This window comes from Micromonospora sp. WMMA1949 (assembly GCF_027460145.1).
Classification (GTDB): domain Bacteria; phylum Actinomycetota; class Actinomycetes; order Mycobacteriales; family Micromonosporaceae; genus Micromonospora.
This window is the reverse complement of record NZ_JAPZBG010000001.1, coordinates 3,485,159-3,502,823: the sequence shown is the minus strand read 5'-3', so window position 1 is coordinate 3,502,823 and position 17,665 is coordinate 3,485,159. Positions and strand designations below refer to the sequence as shown.

Below are 17,665 nucleotides of genomic sequence, written 5' to 3'. Positions count from 1 at the left end.
CGACCGATCGCCGGTGGGCTGCGAAACTGTGTGCCGGCCGGTGAGTTGGGGGTTCGATGAGCAACGGGTGGCTGCTGCCCGAGGACGTTCTGCGGGATGCGCCGTCGTACGCGCCCAGGCCCGCTGAGCTGGCCGATCTCCAGTTGTTGCTGAGTGGGGCGTACGCACCGCTCACCGGTTTCATGAGCCGGGCCGACCTGGCCTCGCTGAACCGGCGCGGCCGGCTGGCCGACGGCAAGCCGTGGCCGGTGCCGGTGACGCTCCAGGTGCCGGCGGCGCTCGCCGACGGGCTGGACCCGGCCGACCCGACCCGCCGTGCGGTGGTGCTCACCGACGGTGAGGGCGCACCCGTGGCGGCGATGGACGTGACCGACGTCTGGCCGGGCCGCGAGGGCATGGTGGGTGTCGGCGGCGCGGTACGCCGCCTGGGCGACGGCGGCCACGGGCCGTTCCAGCGGCTGCGGCGCGGCCCCGACGAGGTACGCGGACTGCTGCCGCCGGGCCGGGTGCTCGGCGTGTTCGCCGACCGCCCGCTGCACCGGCCGCAGCTCGCGCAGATCGCGCACGCGGCCCGGACGCTCGGCGCGCACCTGCTGGTGATGATCCCGATCGGCGAGGAGTCGATCGCCGGGCTGCCGGCCGAGGCGCTGGTGCGCAGCGTGTTCGCCGCGCGTGACCGGATGCCCCCGGCCACGCTCGTGGCGGTGCCGCTGGCCCGGCGACGCGACGAGATCAGCGACGCGTTGCTGCGGGCCCGGGTCGCCGCCGCGTACGGGGTGACCCACCTGCTCTCCACCGAGGGCATGCTCTCCGGCGCCGGCCTGCGCGTGCTGGTGCCGCGCGAGCTGGCCTACGACAACCGGGACGGGCAGTGGCGCTGGCGCGAGGACATCCCGCCCCGCAACCGGCGGCTGGCGCTGAGCACGCAGGAGATCGACGACCTGCTGGACCGGGGTTTCCCGCTGCCCGAGTGGCACACGCCGCCGGCGGTGGCGAAGGAACTGACCCGGGCGCGCCCGCCGCGGCGGCACCGGGGCCTGGTGATCTTCCTGACCGGGCTGTCCGGCTCGGGCAAGTCGACGATCGCCCGTGGGCTGGCCGACGTGCTCCGCGAGCAGGGCGACCGCACGATCACGCTGCTCGACGGCGACGTGGTGCGGCGCGAACTCTCCGCCGGGCTGGGATTCAGCAAGGCCGACCGGGACCTCAACGTCCGCCGGATCGGCTGGGTGGCCGCGGAGATCGCCCGGCACCGGGGCGTCGGCATCTGCTGCCCGATCGCACCGTATGCGGCGGCCCGCGCAACCGCCCGGGAGATGGCCGAGACGGCCGGGGCGGGGTTCCTGCTGGTCCACGTGGCGACGCCGCTGGCGGTCTGTGAGCAGCGCGACCGCAAGGGCCTGTACGCCCGCGCCCGGGCCGGTCTGATCACCGGGATGACCGGCATCGACGACCCGTACGAGGAGCCCACCGACGCCGACCTGGTGGTCGACACCTCGGATCTGAGCGTCGAGGAGGCCATCGGGAAGGTGATGGAGCACCTCACCGAGACCGGCTGGGTGGAGCCCCGCCTCCAGCCCGCCTGACCTCCTGACGCCGGACGCGTCCGGCCTGTGAGCACCTCGACCGCCGTCGTCCGGCTTCCGGACGGCGGCGGTCTCGCATCACCCCTCGTTGCGCGGTAGTGTTCGTCTTTGTTGGAACACGTTCGACCGCGTGGAGTGCCCACGTGAGTCGGTGAGGCGCGGAGGTGAGCCGGGGATGCTGGCGCGGCAGCGGCAGACGGCCATCCTGGAACGACTGCGCCGCGCCGGTGGCGTCCGGGTCACCCAGCTCGCGGCCGAGTTCGGCGTCTCCGACATGACCATCCGGCGCGACCTGGACACGCTGCACGAGGCGGGCCTGCTCGCCAAGGTGCACGGCGGCGCGACACCGGCCGGTCCCGGCTCCACCGACGAGCCCGGCTTCCACGCCAAGTCCGTCCGCCAGTCCGCCGAGAAGGCCGCCATCGCCGAGCACGCCGCGGGACTGGTCCGGCCCGGCGCCGCCATCGCGCTCTCCGCCGGCACCACCACCGCCGAACTGGCCCGGCGGCTGGTCGACGTGCCCGGCCTCACGGTGGTCACGAACTCGCTTCCGGTGGCGGAGGCCCTGCACGTCGGTGGCCGGCCGGACCAGACGGTGGTGCTCACCGGCGGCGTCCGCACCCCGTCGGACGCGCTCGTCGGCCCGCTCGCCGTGGCCGCGATCGCCGCGCTCCACCTGGACCTGCTCTTTCTCGGCGTGCACGGGATCAGCGAACGGGCCGGTTTCACCACGCCCAACCTGATGGAGGCGGACACGAACCGGGCGCTCGTGGCCGCGGCGGACCGCCTGGTGGTGCTCGCCGACCACACCAAGTGGGGCACCGTCGGCATCTCGTCGATCGTGCCGCTGGACGCGGCGGACGTGCTGGTCACCGACGACCGGTTGGCACCCGAGGCCCGACGGGTACTCGAGGACAGGGTGGGCGAGCTGGTGACGGTGCCCACGACGAGGGGGGCGGAGTGAAGCGTACGCAGATCGCACTGGCCGACGGCCGCGAGCTGATCTACTTCGACGAGCGGGACGACGCGGTCCGCGACCAGCCGGACCGGCGGGACCTGCCCCCTCCCCCGCCCGCCTCGCAGCTGCGGTACGACCCACTGACCGACGAGTGGGTGGCGGTGGCGGTGCACCGCCAGACCCGCACGTTCCTGCCCCCGGCCGACCAGTGCCCGCTCTGCCCGTCCCGCGGTGACCGGCACAGCGAGATCCCGGCGCCCGACTACGACGTGGTGGTCTTCGAGAACCGGTTCCCCTCGCTGAGCCAGCGGGTGGCCGACGAGCCGGCCGAGATCACGCCGTTCACCCCGGTACGCCCCGGCCGCGGAAAGTGCGAGGTGGTCTGCTTCACCGACGACCACAACGCTTCCTTCGCCCGCCTCTCGCCGCGACGGGTGCGAACGGTGCTGGACGCGCTCGCCGACCGCACCACGGCGCTGAGCGCGCTGCCCGGCGTGGAGCAGGTCTTCCCGTTCGAGAACCGCGGCGTGGAGATCGGAGTGACGCTGCACCACCCGCACGGGCAGATCTACGCGTACCCCTTCGTCACGCCGCGCACCCGGACCATGCTCGCCGCCGCCCGGCGGCACGCCGACCGCACCGGGGGCAACCTCTACGCCGACGTGCTGGCCGCCGAGCGCGCCGCCGGGGAACGGGTGGTGACGAGCAACGAGCACTGGACCGCGTACGTACCGGCGGCGGCCCGCTGGCCGTTCGAGGTGCACGTGGCGCCGCACCGGCCGGTGCCGGACATCCCGGCGCTCGACGACGCCGAGCGGGACGCGTTCGGGCCGCTCTACCTGGACCTGCTGCGCCGCTTCGACGGGCTGTTCGACCTGCCCATGCCGTACATCGCGGCCTGGCACCAGGCGCCGGTACGGATCGACAGGGAGCTGGGCCACCTGCACCTGCAGCTGTTCAGCATCCGGCGGGCCAAGGACAAGCTGAAGTACCTGGCCGGGTCGGAGTCCGGCATGGGCGTGTTCATCAACGACATCGCCCCCGAGCGCGCCGCCGAACTGCTCCGCACCTCGTGAAAGGAAGGGCCCCTTATTAACGCCTGCGGTAGAGGAAGGGCCCCTTCTTAACCACCGCGGCGCGCGCATGGGGGCGCGGGGGGCCCGGGACAGGACCCCCCGCAGGGAAGGGACGGCTGGCTGCGCTGTGCAGCCACGAAGATCGGCCGGCCGACGCGCGGCCACGGCCCACCTTCCTGGACGCGACTGGCATCTCGTCCACTCTGTCAACGAGGGCGCACCGGGCGAAGTCACGCCGTCCCGACCGGCCCGAGGTGTTAAAAAGGGCCCCTTCTACAACGCGAGGCGTTAAGAAGGGGCCCTTCCTTACACTCAGGCGGCGAGCTTGCGCGCCAGGTTCTCGTCGAGCGCGTTCATGAACTCGTCGGTGGTCAGCCACGGGGCGTCCCGCGAGATGAGCAGCGCGAGGTCCTTGGTCATCTGGCCGCCCTCGACGGTGTCCACGATGACCTTCTCCAGCGTGTTCGCGAACTCGGTGACCGCCGGGGTGCCGTCCAGCTTGCCCCGGTGGGCCAGGCCCCGGGTCCAGGCGTAGATCGAGGCGATCGGGTTGGTCGAGGTCTTCTCGCCCTTCTGGTACTGCCGGTAGTGCCGGGTGACGGTGCCGTGCGCGGCCTCCGCCTCGACGGTACGGCCGTCCGGGGAGAGCAGCACGGAGGTCATCAGGCCGAGCGAGCCGAAGCCCTGCGCGACGGTGTCGGACTGCACGTCACCGTCGTAGTTCTTGCAGGCCCAGACGTACCCGCCCTCCCACTTGAGCGCAGCGGCGACCATGTCGTCGATCAGCCGGTGCTCGTAGGTGAGGCCGGCGGCGTCGAACTCGGCCTTGAACTCGTTCTCGAACACCTCGGCGAAGATGTCCTTGAACCGGCCGTCGTACGCCTTGAGGATGGTGTTCTTGGTGGACATGTAGACCGGGTAGTTGCGGTCCAGGCCGTACCGGAACGAGGCGCGGGCGAAGTCCCGGATCGACTCGTCGTAGTTGTACATGCCCATGGCGATGCCGCCGCCGGGGAAGTTGGCGACCTCCATCTCCATCGGGGTGCCGCCGTCGGCCGGGGTGTAGGTGATGGTCACCGTGCCCGGGCCGGGAACGACGAAGTCGGTGGCCTTGTACTGGTCGCCGTGCGCGTGCCGGCCGATGATGATCGGCTTGGTCCAGCCCGGGACGAGCCGCGGCACGTTCGACATGATGATCGGCTCGCGGAAGACCACGCCGCCGAGGATGTTGCGGATGGTGCCGTTGGGCGACCGCCACATCTTCTTCAGGCCGAACTCCTCCACCCGGGCCTCGTCCGGGGTGATGGTGGCGCACTTGACGCCGACGCCGTGCTCCTTGATGGCGTTGGCGGCGTCGACGGTGACCTGGTCGTCGGTGGCGTCACGGTGCTGGATCGACAGGTCGTAGTAGTGCAGGTCGACGTCGAGGTAGGGCAGGATCAGCTGCTCCCGGATCTGCTTCCAGATGATCCGGGTCATCTCGTCGCCGTCGATCTCCACGACCGGGTTGTTTACCTTGATCTTCGCCATCGGCCGGCGCTCCTCTCGGGGGACACGTGCTCAAGCAGTACGAGCGTACTGGAAACTGGCCGGCAGTCCCCAGGCGGCCCGGGTGGGCCGCCGGAAAAGCGGGCTGCGCCGCGCCTCGGGCCGCTGGCATCATCGTCCGATGCCGCACAGCCGCACCCTCGGGTCTATCACGGTCACCGCGCTGGCCGACGGCGAGGGGCCCTTCTTCCAGCCCCGCGGCGAGGCGTTTCCCGACGCCACGGCGGCGAACTGGATGGCGGCCGACCGGCTCGACCCGGGTGCCGTCACCGGCGACGGCCGGTGGTGGCTGCGGTTCCGCGCGTTCGCGGTGCGGGCCGGCGACGGGCCGGTCACGCTTGTCGACGCCGGCATCGGCCCGGCCGGCTCGCTCGCCGCGAGCTGGGCGCCGGTGCCGGGCCGGCTCCCGGCCGAGCTGGCCGCCGCCGGGATCGATCCGGCCGACGTCCGCACCGTGGTCCTCACCCACCTGCACACCGACCACGTGGGCTGGGCCGGCGCGCTGTTCCCGAACGCGGATCATCTGATCCAGCGCGCCGAGCTGGACGCGCTGGAGCTGTTCCACCCGGACCTGCCGGCCCGGCTGCTGGGGCCGTTGCGCGCCGCCGGCCGGCTGCGGGTGGTCGACGGCGACACGCCCCTCACCCCGGGGGTACGACTGCTGCACACCCCCGGGCACACGCCGGGTCACCAGTCGGTGCTGGTCGAGGCGGACGACGAGCGCCTCCTGGTCACCGGCGACCTGCTGGTGCACGCGATCCAGTTGGTCGACCCGGCGCTGGCGTACGCCCACGAGGAGGACCCGGCCACGGCCCGCCGCTCCCGGCAGCACCTGCTGGCGACCCTCTCCCCCGCCGTCCTGGCCACCCCCCACCTGACCGCCCCCTTCACCCCCCACCCCCACCCCACCCCGCGCCCCACACCCGCGCCTCACGCCGTCGATCATGAGGTTGGCCGGTGAGTTGATCTCCTTTTCCGCCGTCAACTTCATGATCGACGGGGAGGACGGGGAGGACGGGGGACGGGCGCGGGCGGGACGGCAGAAGGCCCGCCGGCGAAGCCGACGGGCCTTCGACGCGATGGGACGGGCGTCACATGCTGGCGACGTCACCCTGCTTGGCGCGGACGGCCTCGGCGGCCTCCTTCAGCGCGGCCAGCTCGTCGGCGTCCAGGTCGGTCTCCACGACCCGCTTCACGCCCTCGGCGCCGATCTCGGCCTCGACGCCCAGGTAGACGCCGGAGATGCCGTACTCGCCGTCTACCCAGGCGCAGACCGGCATGACGGCGCCGGAGTCCTCGGCCACGGCCTTCGCCATCCGGGCCGCGGCGGCGGACGGGGCGTAGTACGCGGAACCGGTCTTGAGCAGCGCGACGACCTCGGCGCCACCGTTGCGGGTCTTGACGACCAGCTCCTCGATCTGCTCGGCCGGCATGACGTCACGCAGCGGCTTGCCGTTCACGGTGCTCTTGGACGGCACCGGGACCATGGTGTCGCCGTGCGAGCCGAGCGTCAGGGTCCGTACCGACTTCACCGGTACGCTCAGCGCCTCGGCGACGAAGTTGGTGAAGCGGGCGGTGTCGAGCATGCCGGCCTGGCCGAGCACCCGGTTCTTCGGGAACTGGGTGGCGAGCTGGGCCAGCGCGGTCATCTCGTCGAGCGGGTTGGACACCACGATGACGACGGCGTTCGGGGCGTACTTGGCGACGTTCTCGGAGACCTGCCGGACGATCTTGGCGTTGGTCTCCAGCAGGTCCATCCGGCTCATGCCCGGCTTGCGCGGCAGGCCGGCGGTGATGACGACGACGTCCGAGCCCTCGATGGCGTCGTAGCCCTCGCCGTTCGGGCCGGTGGTGACGCCGACGACCTTGGTCTCGAAGCCCTCGACCGCGCGGGACTGGTTGAGGTCGAGCGCGAGGCCCGCCGGCTTGCCCTCCACGATGTCGGTGATCACAACGGTGTCGAAGACGTCGTACTCGGCCAGGCGCTGTGCGGTGGTCGAGCCGTAGAAGCCGGCGCCGACGACAGTGACCTTCTTACCCATGGTCGTCCCACTCCCTGATACCAGTCGGTTTTCCGGACCGTATCAGCCATCCTGGCACCGATCGGGCCAGGGGCGGACGGTTATGACCTGCGTGGGCGTCAGGCGGTCCGCTCGGCCCGTTCGACCACGTTCGTCAGCAGCATCGCCCGGGTCATCGGGCCGACACCGCCGGGCATCGGCACCAGCTTGCCGACGACCTCGGCCACCTCCGGGTCCACGTCGCCGGTGTAGCGGCCCTTGCCGTCCTCGCCGATGACCCGCGTGATGCCGACGTCCACGACCGTCGCGCCCGGGTTGATCATGTCGGCGGTGAGCAGGCCCGGCACCCCGGCGGCGACGATGACGACGTCGGCGGCGCGGGTGTGCGCGGCCAGGTCGAGCGTGCCGGTGTGGCAGAGCGTCACGGTGGCGTTCTCGCTGCGCCGGGTCAGCAGCAGGCCCAGCGGGCGGCCGACCGTGTTGCCCCGGCCGACGACTGCCACGTTCGCGCCGCGCAGCGGCACGTCGTGCCGGCGCAGCAGCTCCACGATGCCGCGCGGGGTGCAGGGCAGCGGCCCGTCGTACCCGAGGACGAGCCGGCCCAGGTTGACCGGGTGCAGCCCGTCGGCGTCCTTGTCCGGGTCGATCGACTCCAGCGCGCGCTGGGTGTCGAGGTGGCCGGGGAGCGGGAGCTGGACGATGTAGCCGTGGCAGGCCGGGTCGGCGTTCAGCTCGGCGAGCGCCGCGTCGAGCTGCTCCTGGGTGGCGTCGGCCGGCAACGCGACCCGCAGCGAGGCGATGCCCACCTCGGCGCAGTCGCGGTGCTTGCCGTTGACGTACGCCTGGGAGCCGGGATCCTCCCCGACCAGTACCGTGCCGAGGCCGGGGGTGATGCCGCGTTCCGCGAGCGCCTTGACCCGGGCTCGTAGCTCGTCCTTGATCTCCGCCGCGGTGGCCTTGCCGTCCAGGATCGTCGCCGTCACGTCGTGATCGTCTCACGGCCGCGGACGGACCCGGACGACGACGGCTGACGATCACGCTGCGCAACGTGCGTTACATCACCGAGAGTGACCAGTCACGGTGACGCGCCGGGCCGTCAGCACCCTTGGAGGCAGGTACCTGACGATCGGGACGGACGCCCCAGGGCCACCCGTAGCGCTCTGATCGGTTCAGCGTCGGCGAAGAAAAGGCCTGGTGAAGTCCACGCGTAGCAGACAGATCCGGCAGCGGCAACGGCTGGCGAACACGATCCGTCATCGATTGACCACGCGAATGTTGTCGACCGGCCGGATCGCGACCTACCGTTACCGCTCGTTGCGCAGAGTCACCCAGCGTCGGGACGACCGCGCAGCGTGAGGAGATGAGGAGACCCCCATGCGTGTTCGTAGGCTCGCGGCCTGGGCCGCGCTCCCGCTCGCGGTGACGCTGGGCCTGACGGCCTGCGGCTCGGGCGGTGGCGGCGGCGGTGCCGGCGACTCCGACGCGGCCGTGCGGATCGAGATCGCCGAGCCGCAGCACCTGGTGCCCACAAACACCAACGAGACGAGCGGCTCCCAGGTCCTGTCGGCCCTGTTCAGCCCGCTCGTCGACTACGACGAGGCGAACAAGCCGCACGAGGTGGCGGCGGACTCGGTGACGACGTCGGACAACAAGGTCTGGACGGTCAAGCTGAAGCCCGGCTACACCTTCCACAACGGCGAGAAGGTCACCGCCGACAACTACATCGACGCCTGGAACTACGGCGCGTACGCGCCGAACGGCCAGAACTCCAGCTACTTCTTCGAGAAGGTGGCCGGCTACGACGACCTGCAGGGCGAGAACCCGAAGGCGACGACGATGAGCGGCCTGAAGAAGGTCGACGACCTGACCTTCACCGTGACGCTCAGCCAGCCGTACGTGGACTTCAAGTCCATGCTCGGCTACACCGCCTTCTACCCGCTGCCCAAGGCGGCCTTCTCGGCGCCGGGCGTGCTCGCCGAGGGCTACGAGCAGGCGCCGATCGGCCAGGGCCCGTTCAAGATGAAGGGCAGCTGGCAGCACGACGCCAAGGTCGAGGTGGAGCGCTACGACGCGTTCCCGGGCCAGCAGCCCAAGGTCGGCGGCGTCGAGTTCCGCATCTACCAGCAGCCGACCGCGGCGTACGCGGACGTGCTGTCGGACAACCTCGACGTGATCAAGACGATCCCGACCGAGAACCTGTCCACCGCCGCGACCGACCTGGGCGACCGCTTCCAGCAGAGCCCCGCCTCGTCGCTGCAGGTGCTGGCCTTCCCGACGTTCCAGGAGGAGTTCAGCAAGCCCGAGGTGCGCAAGGCGATCTCGATGGCGATCGACCGCGACGAGATCACCAAGTCGATCTTCAAGGACTCGCAGCAGCCGGCCCGCTCGTTCGTCTCGCCGGTGGTGGCCGGTTACCGGGAGAACACCATCGGCACCGCGGGCGCGTTCGACCCGGTCAAGGCCAAGGCCGCGTACGAGGCCGCGGGCGGCCCGAAGAAGATCGAGCTGTCCTACAACGGCGACGGCGGCCACAAGGACTGGATCGACGCGACCTGCAACCAGCTCAAGGCCAACCTGGACGTGGAGTGCGTCGGCACCGCCGAGCCGAAGTTCGCGGACCTGCTGACCAAGCTGAAGCAGAAGCAGCCGGTCGGCCTGTTCCGGATGGGCTGGGTCATGGACTACCCGTCCATGGAGAACTACCTCGGCCCGCTGTACAGCAGCACCGGCTCGTCGAACTACTACGGCTACAGCAACCCGGAGTTCGACAAGCTGCTCGCCGAGGGCGCCCGCGCGGCGACCGAGGACGAGGCGATCAAGAAGTACCAGGCGGCGGAGGACCTGCTCGCGCAGGACATGCCGGTGATCCCGCTCCGGTACGGGCAGAACAACTTCGGCCACTCGACCAAGGTCAAGAACGTCCACGTGGACCTCTTCGACCGGGTGGACCTGCTGAAGATCGAACGCGCCTGACACCCCGCTGACGGGCCGGGCCACCCCCACCGGGTGGCCCGGCCCTCGCATTGGCACGCATTTCGGCCGCTTTCGGCAGACTTGCCAGCATGTTCCGGTTCATCCTGCGGCGGCTGCTCCAGATGGTCCTCGCCTTCTTCGGGACCACTCTGATCGTGTACGCGCTGATGTTCGCGGGGCAGGGAGACCCGATCCAGGCCCTCGCCGGAGAGCGGCCGGTGACCGCCGCGCAGCGGGCCTACCTGACCGAGAAGTACCACCTGGACGCGACAGGTGTCGGCGGCTTCTTCTACCGCTACTTCGACTACCTCGGCGGCCTGGTCCGGGGTGACCTCGGGCAGTCGCTGACCGGGCGGCAGATCAGCGACATCCTCGCCGCCGCCTGGCCGGTCACCCTGAAGCTCGCCGTGATCGCGATGGCCGTGACCGTGATCTTCGGGGTCACCGCGGGCGTCATCGCCGCGATCCGGCGCTCCGGCGTGTTCGACCACGCCACGCTCGTACTCACACTGCTGGTGCTCGGCATCCCCACCATCGTGCTGGCCCCGCTGGCGCAGTACTTCCTCGGCGTACGCTGGCCGATCTTCCCGCCCACCGCCGGCGCCCAGCCGTCCTTCTACGCGCTGCTGCTACCCGGCATCGTGCTCGGCTCGCTGTCCCTGGCCACCGCGCTGCGGCTGACCCGTACCTCGGTGACCGAGAACCTGCGCGCCGACTACGTCCGGACCGCCCGGTCCAAGGGCCTGCCGCGGCGACGGATCGTCGGCGTGCACGTGCTGCGCAACTCGCTCATCCCGGTGGTCACCTTCCTCGGCGTCGAGCTGGGCAACCTGATGGGCGGCGCGATCATCACCGAGGGCGTGTTCAACGTCCCGGGCGTCGGCTTCAACCTGTTCCGCGGCATCCGCACCGAGGACGGCCCCCTGGTGGTCGGCATCGTCAGCGTGCTCGTCGTGGTCTACCTGCTGTCCAACCTGGTGGTGGACGTGCTCTACGCCGTCCTCGACCCGAGGATCCGCTATGAGTGAGCGCAGCGAGGTGCCGCAGTGAGCGACTTCGAGACGGTGGCGGCGACGGAGAACCAGGCCGCGCGGCGCGGCGTGTCCGGCGAACCGGGCACACCCGGCCGGGCCGGGCGGCCGGACCGGGCCCGCAGCCTGGCCGGTGACGCCTGGCGGGACCTGCGCCGCAACCCGGTCTTCTGGATCAGCCTGTTCCTGGTGGTGCTGGTCGCCGCGATGGCCGTGGCGCCAGGGCTGTTCGCCGCGAACGACCCGCGCGACTGCGTGCTGTCCCGGCAGCACGCCGGGCCGTCCGGCGGGGCGATCTTCGGGTACGACTTCCAGGGCTGCGACACGTTCGCCCGGGCGGTCTACGGCGCCCGCGCCTCACTGCTCGTGGGCGCGTTCTCGGCGCTGATCACCGGCGTGATCGCGCTCGTCGTCGGCATGGTCGCCGGCTACTTCGGCGGATGGGTCGACGCGGTGCTGTCCCGGGTGATCGACATCGTGCTCGGCATCCCGCTGCTGCTGGCCGCGATCGTGCTGCTCAAGCGGGTCAGCACGAGCGGCGACACGGTACGGCTGTTCGCGGTGATCCTCGTCCTGGCGCTGCTCGGCTGGACCACGGCGGCCCGGGTGGTCCGGTCCTCGGTGATCACCGCCCGGGAGCAGGACTACGTGGCCGCCGCCCGGATGCTCGGGGCCGGCAACGGCCGGATCATGTGGCGGCACATCCTGCCGAACGCGCTCGCCCCGGCCGTCGTGGTGCTCACCATCGCGCTCGGGTCGTTCATCGCGGCCGAGGCGACGCTGAGCTTCCTCGGCATCGGGCTGAAGGCGCCGACCATCTCCTGGGGCATCGACATCGACGCCGGCCGGGTGCACATGCGGGAGTCGGCGACGCCGCTGATCGTGCCGTCGACGTTCCTCGCCCTGACCGTGCTCGCCTTCATCATGCTCGGCGACGCGATCCGCGACGCCTTCGACCCGAAGCTCCGGTGACTTCTCATGACGCAGAACGCGGTCCGGCCCACGCCGGCCTCACCCACCCCGCCCGGCGGGCACCTGCTGGAGGTACGGGACCTGCACGTCGAGTTCCGCACCCGCGAGGGCGTGGCCCGCGTGATCAACGGGGTGACGTACCACCTGGACGCCGGTGAGACGCTCGCGGTGCTGGGCGAGTCCGGCTCCGGCAAGTCCGTCACCGCCCAGGCGATCATGGGCATCCTGGACACCCCGCCCGCGTACGTGCGCGCCGGGCAGATCCTCTACCAGGGGCGGGACCTGCTCACCCGGCCGGAGGAGGAACGCCGGCAGATCCGCGGCGCCGAGATCGCGATGATCTTCCAGGACGCGCTGTCGGCGTTGAACCCGGTCTTCCCGGTCGGCTGGCAGATCGGCGAGTCGCTGCGCGAGCGGGCCGGGATGTCCCGGGCCGACGCCCGGAAGCGCACCGTCGAGCTGATGGACCTGGTCCGGATCCCGGCCGCGGCGAAGCGGCTCGGCGACTACCCGCACCAGTTCTCCGGCGGCATGCGTCAGCGGGTCATGATCGCCATGGCGCTGGCGCTCGACCCGAAGGTGCTGATCGCCGACGAGCCGACCACGGCGCTGGACGTCACCGTGCAGGCGCAGATCATGGATCTCCTGGCCGACCTGCGCCGGGACCTCGGCATGGCGCTCGTCCTCATCACCCACGACCTGGGCGTGGTCGCCGGTGTCGCGGACCGGATCGCGGTCATGTACGCGGGCCGGATCGTCGAGCACGCCGACGTGCACGCGTTGTACCGGGCGCCGGCCCACCCGTACACCAAGGGGTTGCTGGAGTCGATCCCGCGCCTGGACGTGCGCGGCCAGGCGTTGTCCAGCATCCGCGGGCTGCCGCCGAACCTGATGGCGATCCCGTCCGGCTGCCCGTTCCACCCCCGGTGCCCGTACGTCCAGCCGGTCTGTGTGGACGAGGTGCCGCACGACCTGGTGCTCGGCGACGGGCGGACCAGCGCGTGTCACTTCGCCCAGGAGGTGCACGATGACCGCGACGGCTGAGCCCGCCAAGGTGCGCGGCGAGACGATCCTCGCCGTCGACCACCTGGTCAAACACTTCCCGATCAGCCAGGGCGTGCTGTTCAAGAAGACGATCGGCCAGGTCAAGGCGGTCGACGGCGTCTCGTTCGAGCTGCGGCGCGGCGAGACGCTCGGCGTGGTCGGCGAGTCCGGCTGCGGCAAGTCCACGCTGGCGCGACTGCTCATGCGCCTGGAGACGCCCACCGCCGGGCGGGTCACGCTGGAGGGACGCGACCTGCTCCGGGCCGGCGGTGCCGACCTGCGCCGGCTGCGGCGGAACATGCAGATGGTGATGCAGGACCCGTACACCTCGCTGAACCCGCGCATGACGGTCGGCGACATCATCGGCGAGCCGTTCGAGATCCACCCGGAGGCGGCGCCGAAGCGCAGCCGGCGGCAGCGGGTGCAGGAGCTGCTGGACGTGGTCGGGCTCAACCCGGAACACGTCAACCGCTACCCGCACCAGTTCTCCGGCGGCCAACGCCAGCGCATCGGCATCGCCCGGGCGCTCGCGCTGCGGCCCGAGATCATCGTCTGCGACGAACCGGTGTCGGCGCTGGACGTGTCCATCCAGGCTCAGGTGATCAACCTGCTGGAACAGCTCCAGGACGAGCTGGGGCTGTCGTACATCTTCATCGCCCACGACCTGTCGGTGGTGCGGCACATCTCCGACCGGGTCGCGGTGATGTACCTGGGCCGGATCGTGGAGATCGGCACCGAGGAGCAGATCTACCAGCGCGCGACCCACCCGTACACCCAGGCGCTGCTGTCCGCGGTGCCGGTGCCCGACCCGGAGGCCCGCGACCGGCGGACCATCATCCGGCTCACCGGCGACGTGCCCAGCCCGGCCGAGCCGCCGTCCGGCTGCCACTTCCGGACCCGCTGCTGGAAGGCCGAGGAGGTCTGCGCGACGCAGGACCCGCAGGCGGTGCCCCGCGCGGCGGACCCGCACCCCAGCGCCTGCCACTTCGCCGAGGTCCGCACCGAGACGTGAGCGCGACGAAGGCCCCGTCCCCCGGAGGAAGTGGGGACGAGGCCTTCGATGCGGGCACGCGTGCGGACGGCGGACCCGGGGCGAACCCGAGCCGGACCGGCGGCGTGAGGCGCGCCGCCGTACCGGTGGGCGGCAGCTCGCGGCGGAACCGCCGGCGCGAGCGCGCGTCCCGGTGCGGGCTGCGGGTTCGGTGCGGCTCAGGCGGCCGGCGGGGCGCGCGCGGCGAGCGGTCCGCGCGGCGGCAGCGGCACGACCGGCGGCCGGGGCGCGGGCACGACCGGCTCCGGCACGACCGGACCGGCAGCGCGCGGAAGCGCGGCCGGGGCCAGGTCGTCCGGTCCGTCGGCGTAGCCGAGGCCGCCGCCGTGGTCGTGCCACGGCCCGGCGGCGAGCTCCGGCCAGGACCGTTCGGGGTACGCGGCACGCAGCGCGACCGGGCTCGTTCCGCTCGCCGAGGCAGCGGCGGAAGCGGACGGCGCGACGGGGAAAGCGCCTTCGACGATCGGAGCGGCGGGTGCGACGGCCACGCCCAGGCCGGCCAGGACGAGCGCCAGCGTGACGACGACGGCGGTCAACCGGTCGCGAACACGCATGGCACACCTGCCGGGCTCACAGACAGCGGAGACGCTCGATCGTCGCCGCGCACACGCTAGCAACCGCCTCCGACGCCGGGCAACGGCACGGCCCCGGGTGCGCCTGTCGCGTGAACGACGGACGCACCCGGGGCCGAGGCTTCCCGGCGGGGCCGGTCAGTGGAAGAAGTGCCGGGTCCCGGTCAGGTACATGGTGACGCCCGCCGCCTTGCAGGCCGCGATGGTCTCCTCGTCCCGGATCGAGCCGCCCGGCTGCACGATCGCCCGCACCCCGGCGTCGATGAGGATCTGCGGGCCGTCGGCGAACGGGAAGAACGCGTCCGAGGCGCAGACCGAGCCGCGGGCCCGCTCGTCACCGGCCCGGCTGACCGCCAGCCGCGCCGAGTCCACCCGGTTGACCTGTCCCATGCCGACACCGACCGTGGCGCCGTCGCGGGCCAGCAGGATCGCGTTGCTCTTGACCGCGCGGACCGCCCGCCAGGCGAACGCCAGGTCGCGCAGCGTCGCCTCGTCGGCCGGGTCGCCGGTCGCGAGCGCCCAGCCGGACGGGTCGTCGCCCGGCGCGTCGACGGCGTCCCGCGACTGCACCAGCACGCCGCCGCTGACCTGCCGCCACTCCGCCGGCCGCACCGCGAACTCGGGCGCCCGCAGCAGGCGGAGGTTCTTCTTGGCCCGCAGCAGATCCAGCGCGTCCTCGTCGAAGCCGGGCGCCACCAGCACCTCGGTGAAGATCTCCGCGACCTGGCCGGCCAGCGCCGCGTCGACCGGCCGGTTCACCGCGATCACGCCGCCGAACGCGGAGACCGGGTCGCAGGCGTGCGCCTTGCGGTGCGCCTCGGCCACGTCCGCGCCCACAGCGATGCCGCACGGGTTGGCGTGCTTGATGATCGCCACCGCCGGCTGGTCCGGGAAGTCGTTCGCGGCTCGCCAGGCGGCGTCCGCGTCGACGTAGTTGTTGTAGGACATCTCCTTGCCGTGCAGCTGCTCGGCCTGGGCCAGCCCGGCCGGCGCGCCCGGGTCGGTGTAGAGCGCCGCCGCCTGGTGCGGGTTCTCGCCGTACCGCAGCACCGCCTGGCGACGCAGCGCCAGCCCGGCGAACTCCGGCCAGCCGTCCTCGGCCGGCGCCACGGTGGTGGCGAACCAGTCGGCCACCGCCACGTCGTAGTCGGCGATGTCGGCGAACGCACGGGCCGCCAGCGCCCGGCGCCGGGCCGGCGTGAAGCCGCCCTCGGCGAGCGCGGCCACCACCGCCGGGTACGCGGCCGGGTCGGTCACCACCGCCACCGAGGCATGGTTCTTCGCCGCGGCCCGCACCATCGCCGGACCGCCGATGTCGATCTGCTCGACGCACTCGTCGGTGTCGGCGCCGGAAGCGACGGTGGCCTGGAACGGGTAGAGGTTGGAGACCAGCAGGTCGATGCCGGCGATCCCGTGCTCGTCGAGCTGCGCGGCGTGCGCGTCCTTGCGGAGGTCGGCCAGGAGGCCACCGTGGATCTTCGGGTGCAGCGTCTTGACCCGCCCGTCGAGGATCTCCGGGAAGCCGGTGACCTGCTCGACCGGCGTCACCGGCACCCCGGCGCCGGCGATCGTCGACGCGGTGCTCCCGGTCGACACGATCTCGACTCCGGCCTCGTGCAGGGCGCGGGCCAGCTCGACCAGGCCGGTCTTGTCGTAGACGCTGACCAGCGCGCGCCGGATCGGGCGGCGACCGGCGTCCTCAGTGGCGTTCACGGGATGGTGACCTTTCTTCCGGTGATCGTCCAGCCTTCACGGACCAGGCGGCCGACCTGCTCGACGAGCTGGCGCCGCTCGGCGGACTTGATGCGCTCGGTGAGCGTGTCCTCGTCGTCGTCGTCGAGCACCGGCACGGCGACCTGGGCCACGATCGGCCCGGTGTCCATCCCGGCGTCGACGAAGAACAGCGTGGCCCCGGTGACCTTCACGCCGTACGCCAGCGCGTCGCGGGGGCCGTGGATGCCGGGGAACGCCGGCAGCAGCGTGTTGTGCGTGTTGAGGTAGCGGTCGCCGAACGCGGCCAGGAACTCCGGGCCGACGAGCTTGAGGAAGCCGGCGCTGATGACCAGGTCGGGCCGGTGCTCGGCGACCCGCGCGGTGAGCGCCTTGTCCCAGTCGTCGCGGGTGGGGTGGTCCTTGACGCGCTCGACGAAGGACGGCACGCCAACTGCGGCGGCCCGGTCCAGGCCGGCGATCCCGTCCCGGTCGGCGCCGACGGCGACCACCCGGGCGCCGTAGGCGGGGTCGGCGGTGGCGTCCAGCAGCGCCTGGAGGTTGCTGCCGGAACCGGAGACGAGGACGACGAGGCGGGCGACGGACGCGGGCTCGGTCACCGGGCAACCCTATCGGGCAGGTCAGGCGGCTCGGCCGCGGGGCGGCGGCTCATCGGGTGACCTCTCGGATGGCGTGGTCGCGGTACGCTGCCGGTCGCCCGGTGTCCGGCCCCGTGCCCGGCCCGCACCCCCAGTGAACCCGGCACGCCGCGTGCCGCCGGACCGAGGAGTACGTCCCATGCAGCCCGGATACCCCCCGCAGCAGCCGCAGCAGATCGACAACAACATGACGATGTCCATCGTCGCGATCTTCCTGTTCTGGCCACTCGCGATCCCGGCCATCATCAACGCGTCGAAGGTCAACCCGCTGATCCAGCAGGGTGACTACGCCGGCGCCCAGGCCGCCGCAGCCGAGTCCAAGAAGTGGTCCAAGTGGGCCCTCATCGTCGGTCTGATCTGGATCGGCGTCATCGTGGTGGGATGTTGCCTCCTCGGCGGCCTGGCTGGTCTCGCCGGCAACAGCGGCAGCAACTGACCGACAACCCGAACCGATCTGAGGAGCA

16 protein-coding genes are annotated in these 17,665 nt (G+C 71.9%); 10 read left to right on the top strand and 6 right to left on the bottom strand.

Annotation, left to right across the window (positions count from 1 at the left end; genetic code table 11):
* Positions 1-56 precede the first annotated feature (56 nt).
* From cysC to galT, 3 genes are all read left to right on the top strand, one after another.
* Entirely contained in the window at positions 57-1,586 is a 1,530-nt protein-coding gene (gene cysC / locus O7607_RS16615; protein WP_269704106.1) for an adenylyl-sulfate kinase, read from the top strand.
* A 175-nt stretch (positions 1,587-1,761) separates the two neighbouring features.
* A complete protein-coding gene (locus O7607_RS16610; protein WP_269704105.1) occupies positions 1,762-2,550 on the top strand; it encodes a DeoR/GlpR family DNA-binding transcription regulator in 789 nt (262 codons plus the stop codon).
* Positions 2,547-3,620, top strand: a complete 1,074-nt coding sequence (gene galT, locus O7607_RS16605) for a galactose-1-phosphate uridylyltransferase (protein ID WP_269704104.1) — start codon at positions 2,547-2,549, stop codon at positions 3,618-3,620. Before O7607_RS16610 ends, galT begins: the two co-directional genes overlap by 4 nt.
* 312 nt (positions 3,621-3,932) lie before the next feature.
* Here the strand turns inward: galT and O7607_RS16600 are convergent, their stop codons facing one another.
* Complete coding sequence (locus O7607_RS16600; protein WP_120573189.1) at positions 3,933-5,150, bottom strand: NADP-dependent isocitrate dehydrogenase; 1,218 nt, start codon at positions 5,148-5,150, stop codon at positions 3,933-3,935.
* Positions 5,151-5,289: 139 nt separating this feature from the next.
* Between O7607_RS16600 and O7607_RS16595 the strand changes: the two genes are divergently transcribed.
* A complete protein-coding gene (locus tag O7607_RS16595; protein WP_269704103.1) occupies positions 5,290-6,129 on the top strand; it encodes an MBL fold metallo-hydrolase in 840 nt (279 codons plus the stop codon).
* Between the two features lie 130 nt (positions 6,130-6,259).
* Here the strand turns inward: O7607_RS16595 and mdh are convergent, their stop codons facing one another.
* Together mdh and O7607_RS16585 are read right to left on the bottom strand one after the other, a co-directional pair.
* Positions 6,260-7,210 carry a malate dehydrogenase gene (gene mdh / locus O7607_RS16590; RefSeq protein WP_120573187.1) on the bottom strand — a complete coding sequence of 317 codons (951 nt, stop codon included), beginning with the start codon at positions 7,208-7,210 and terminating at the stop codon, positions 6,260-6,262.
* A 98-nt stretch (positions 7,211-7,308) separates the two neighbouring features.
* Positions 7,309-8,172 carry a bifunctional methylenetetrahydrofolate dehydrogenase/methenyltetrahydrofolate cyclohydrolase gene (locus tag O7607_RS16585; RefSeq protein WP_269704102.1) on the bottom strand — a complete coding sequence of 288 codons (864 nt, stop codon included), beginning with the start codon at positions 8,170-8,172 and terminating at the stop codon, positions 7,309-7,311.
* A 391-nt stretch (positions 8,173-8,563) separates the two neighbouring features.
* Between O7607_RS16585 and O7607_RS16580 the strand changes: the two genes are divergently transcribed.
* From O7607_RS16580 to O7607_RS16560, 5 genes are all read left to right on the top strand, one after another.
* Entirely contained in the window at positions 8,564-10,162 is a 1,599-nt protein-coding gene (locus O7607_RS16580) for a peptide ABC transporter substrate-binding protein (RefSeq protein WP_269704101.1), read from the top strand.
* Positions 10,163-10,251: 89 nt separating this feature from the next.
* Positions 10,252-11,190 (top strand): ABC transporter permease, encoded by a 939-nt coding sequence (locus O7607_RS16575; RefSeq protein WP_269704100.1) that lies wholly within the window; start codon positions 10,252-10,254, stop codon positions 11,188-11,190.
* An 18-nt stretch (positions 11,191-11,208) separates the two neighbouring features.
* Positions 11,209-12,165: an ABC transporter permease gene (locus O7607_RS16570; protein ID WP_269704099.1), complete on the top strand. Its 957-nt coding sequence runs from the start codon at positions 11,209-11,211 to the stop codon at positions 12,163-12,165.
* 6 nt (positions 12,166-12,171) lie between these two features.
* Positions 12,172-13,209, top strand: coding sequence for an ABC transporter ATP-binding protein (locus tag O7607_RS16565; RefSeq protein WP_269704098.1), 1,038 nt, complete (start codon positions 12,172-12,174; stop codon positions 13,207-13,209).
* Positions 13,193-14,221, top strand: a complete 1,029-nt coding sequence (locus O7607_RS16560) for an ABC transporter ATP-binding protein (RefSeq protein WP_269704097.1) — start codon at positions 13,193-13,195, stop codon at positions 14,219-14,221. Before O7607_RS16565 ends, O7607_RS16560 begins: the two co-directional genes overlap by 17 nt.
* A 197-nt stretch (positions 14,222-14,418) precedes the next feature.
* Here O7607_RS16560 and O7607_RS16555 read toward each other — a convergent pair whose 3' ends face one another.
* The 3 genes from O7607_RS16555 to purN form a co-directional block, all read right to left on the bottom strand.
* Complete coding sequence (locus tag O7607_RS16555; RefSeq protein WP_269704096.1) at positions 14,419-14,814, bottom strand: hypothetical protein; 396 nt, start codon at positions 14,812-14,814, stop codon at positions 14,419-14,421.
* A 156-nt stretch (positions 14,815-14,970) separates the two neighbouring features.
* Positions 14,971-16,545, bottom strand: a complete 1,575-nt coding sequence (gene purH, locus O7607_RS16550) for a bifunctional phosphoribosylaminoimidazolecarboxamide formyltransferase/IMP cyclohydrolase (RefSeq protein ID WP_269704095.1) — start codon at positions 16,543-16,545, stop codon at positions 14,971-14,973.
* On the bottom strand, positions 16,542-17,162 hold the full coding sequence (gene purN / locus O7607_RS16545) for a phosphoribosylglycinamide formyltransferase (RefSeq protein WP_269704094.1): 621 nt from the start codon (positions 17,160-17,162) through the stop codon (positions 16,542-16,544). The genes purH and purN overlap by 4 nt, the downstream gene beginning before the upstream one ends.
* 178 nt (positions 17,163-17,340) lie before the next feature.
* On the opposite strand from purN, the gene O7607_RS16540 reads away from it, so the two are divergent.
* Positions 17,341-17,637, top strand: a complete 297-nt coding sequence (locus tag O7607_RS16540) for a CD225/dispanin family protein (protein ID WP_269704093.1) — start codon at positions 17,341-17,343, stop codon at positions 17,635-17,637.
* Positions 17,638-17,665 lie beyond the last annotated feature (28 nt).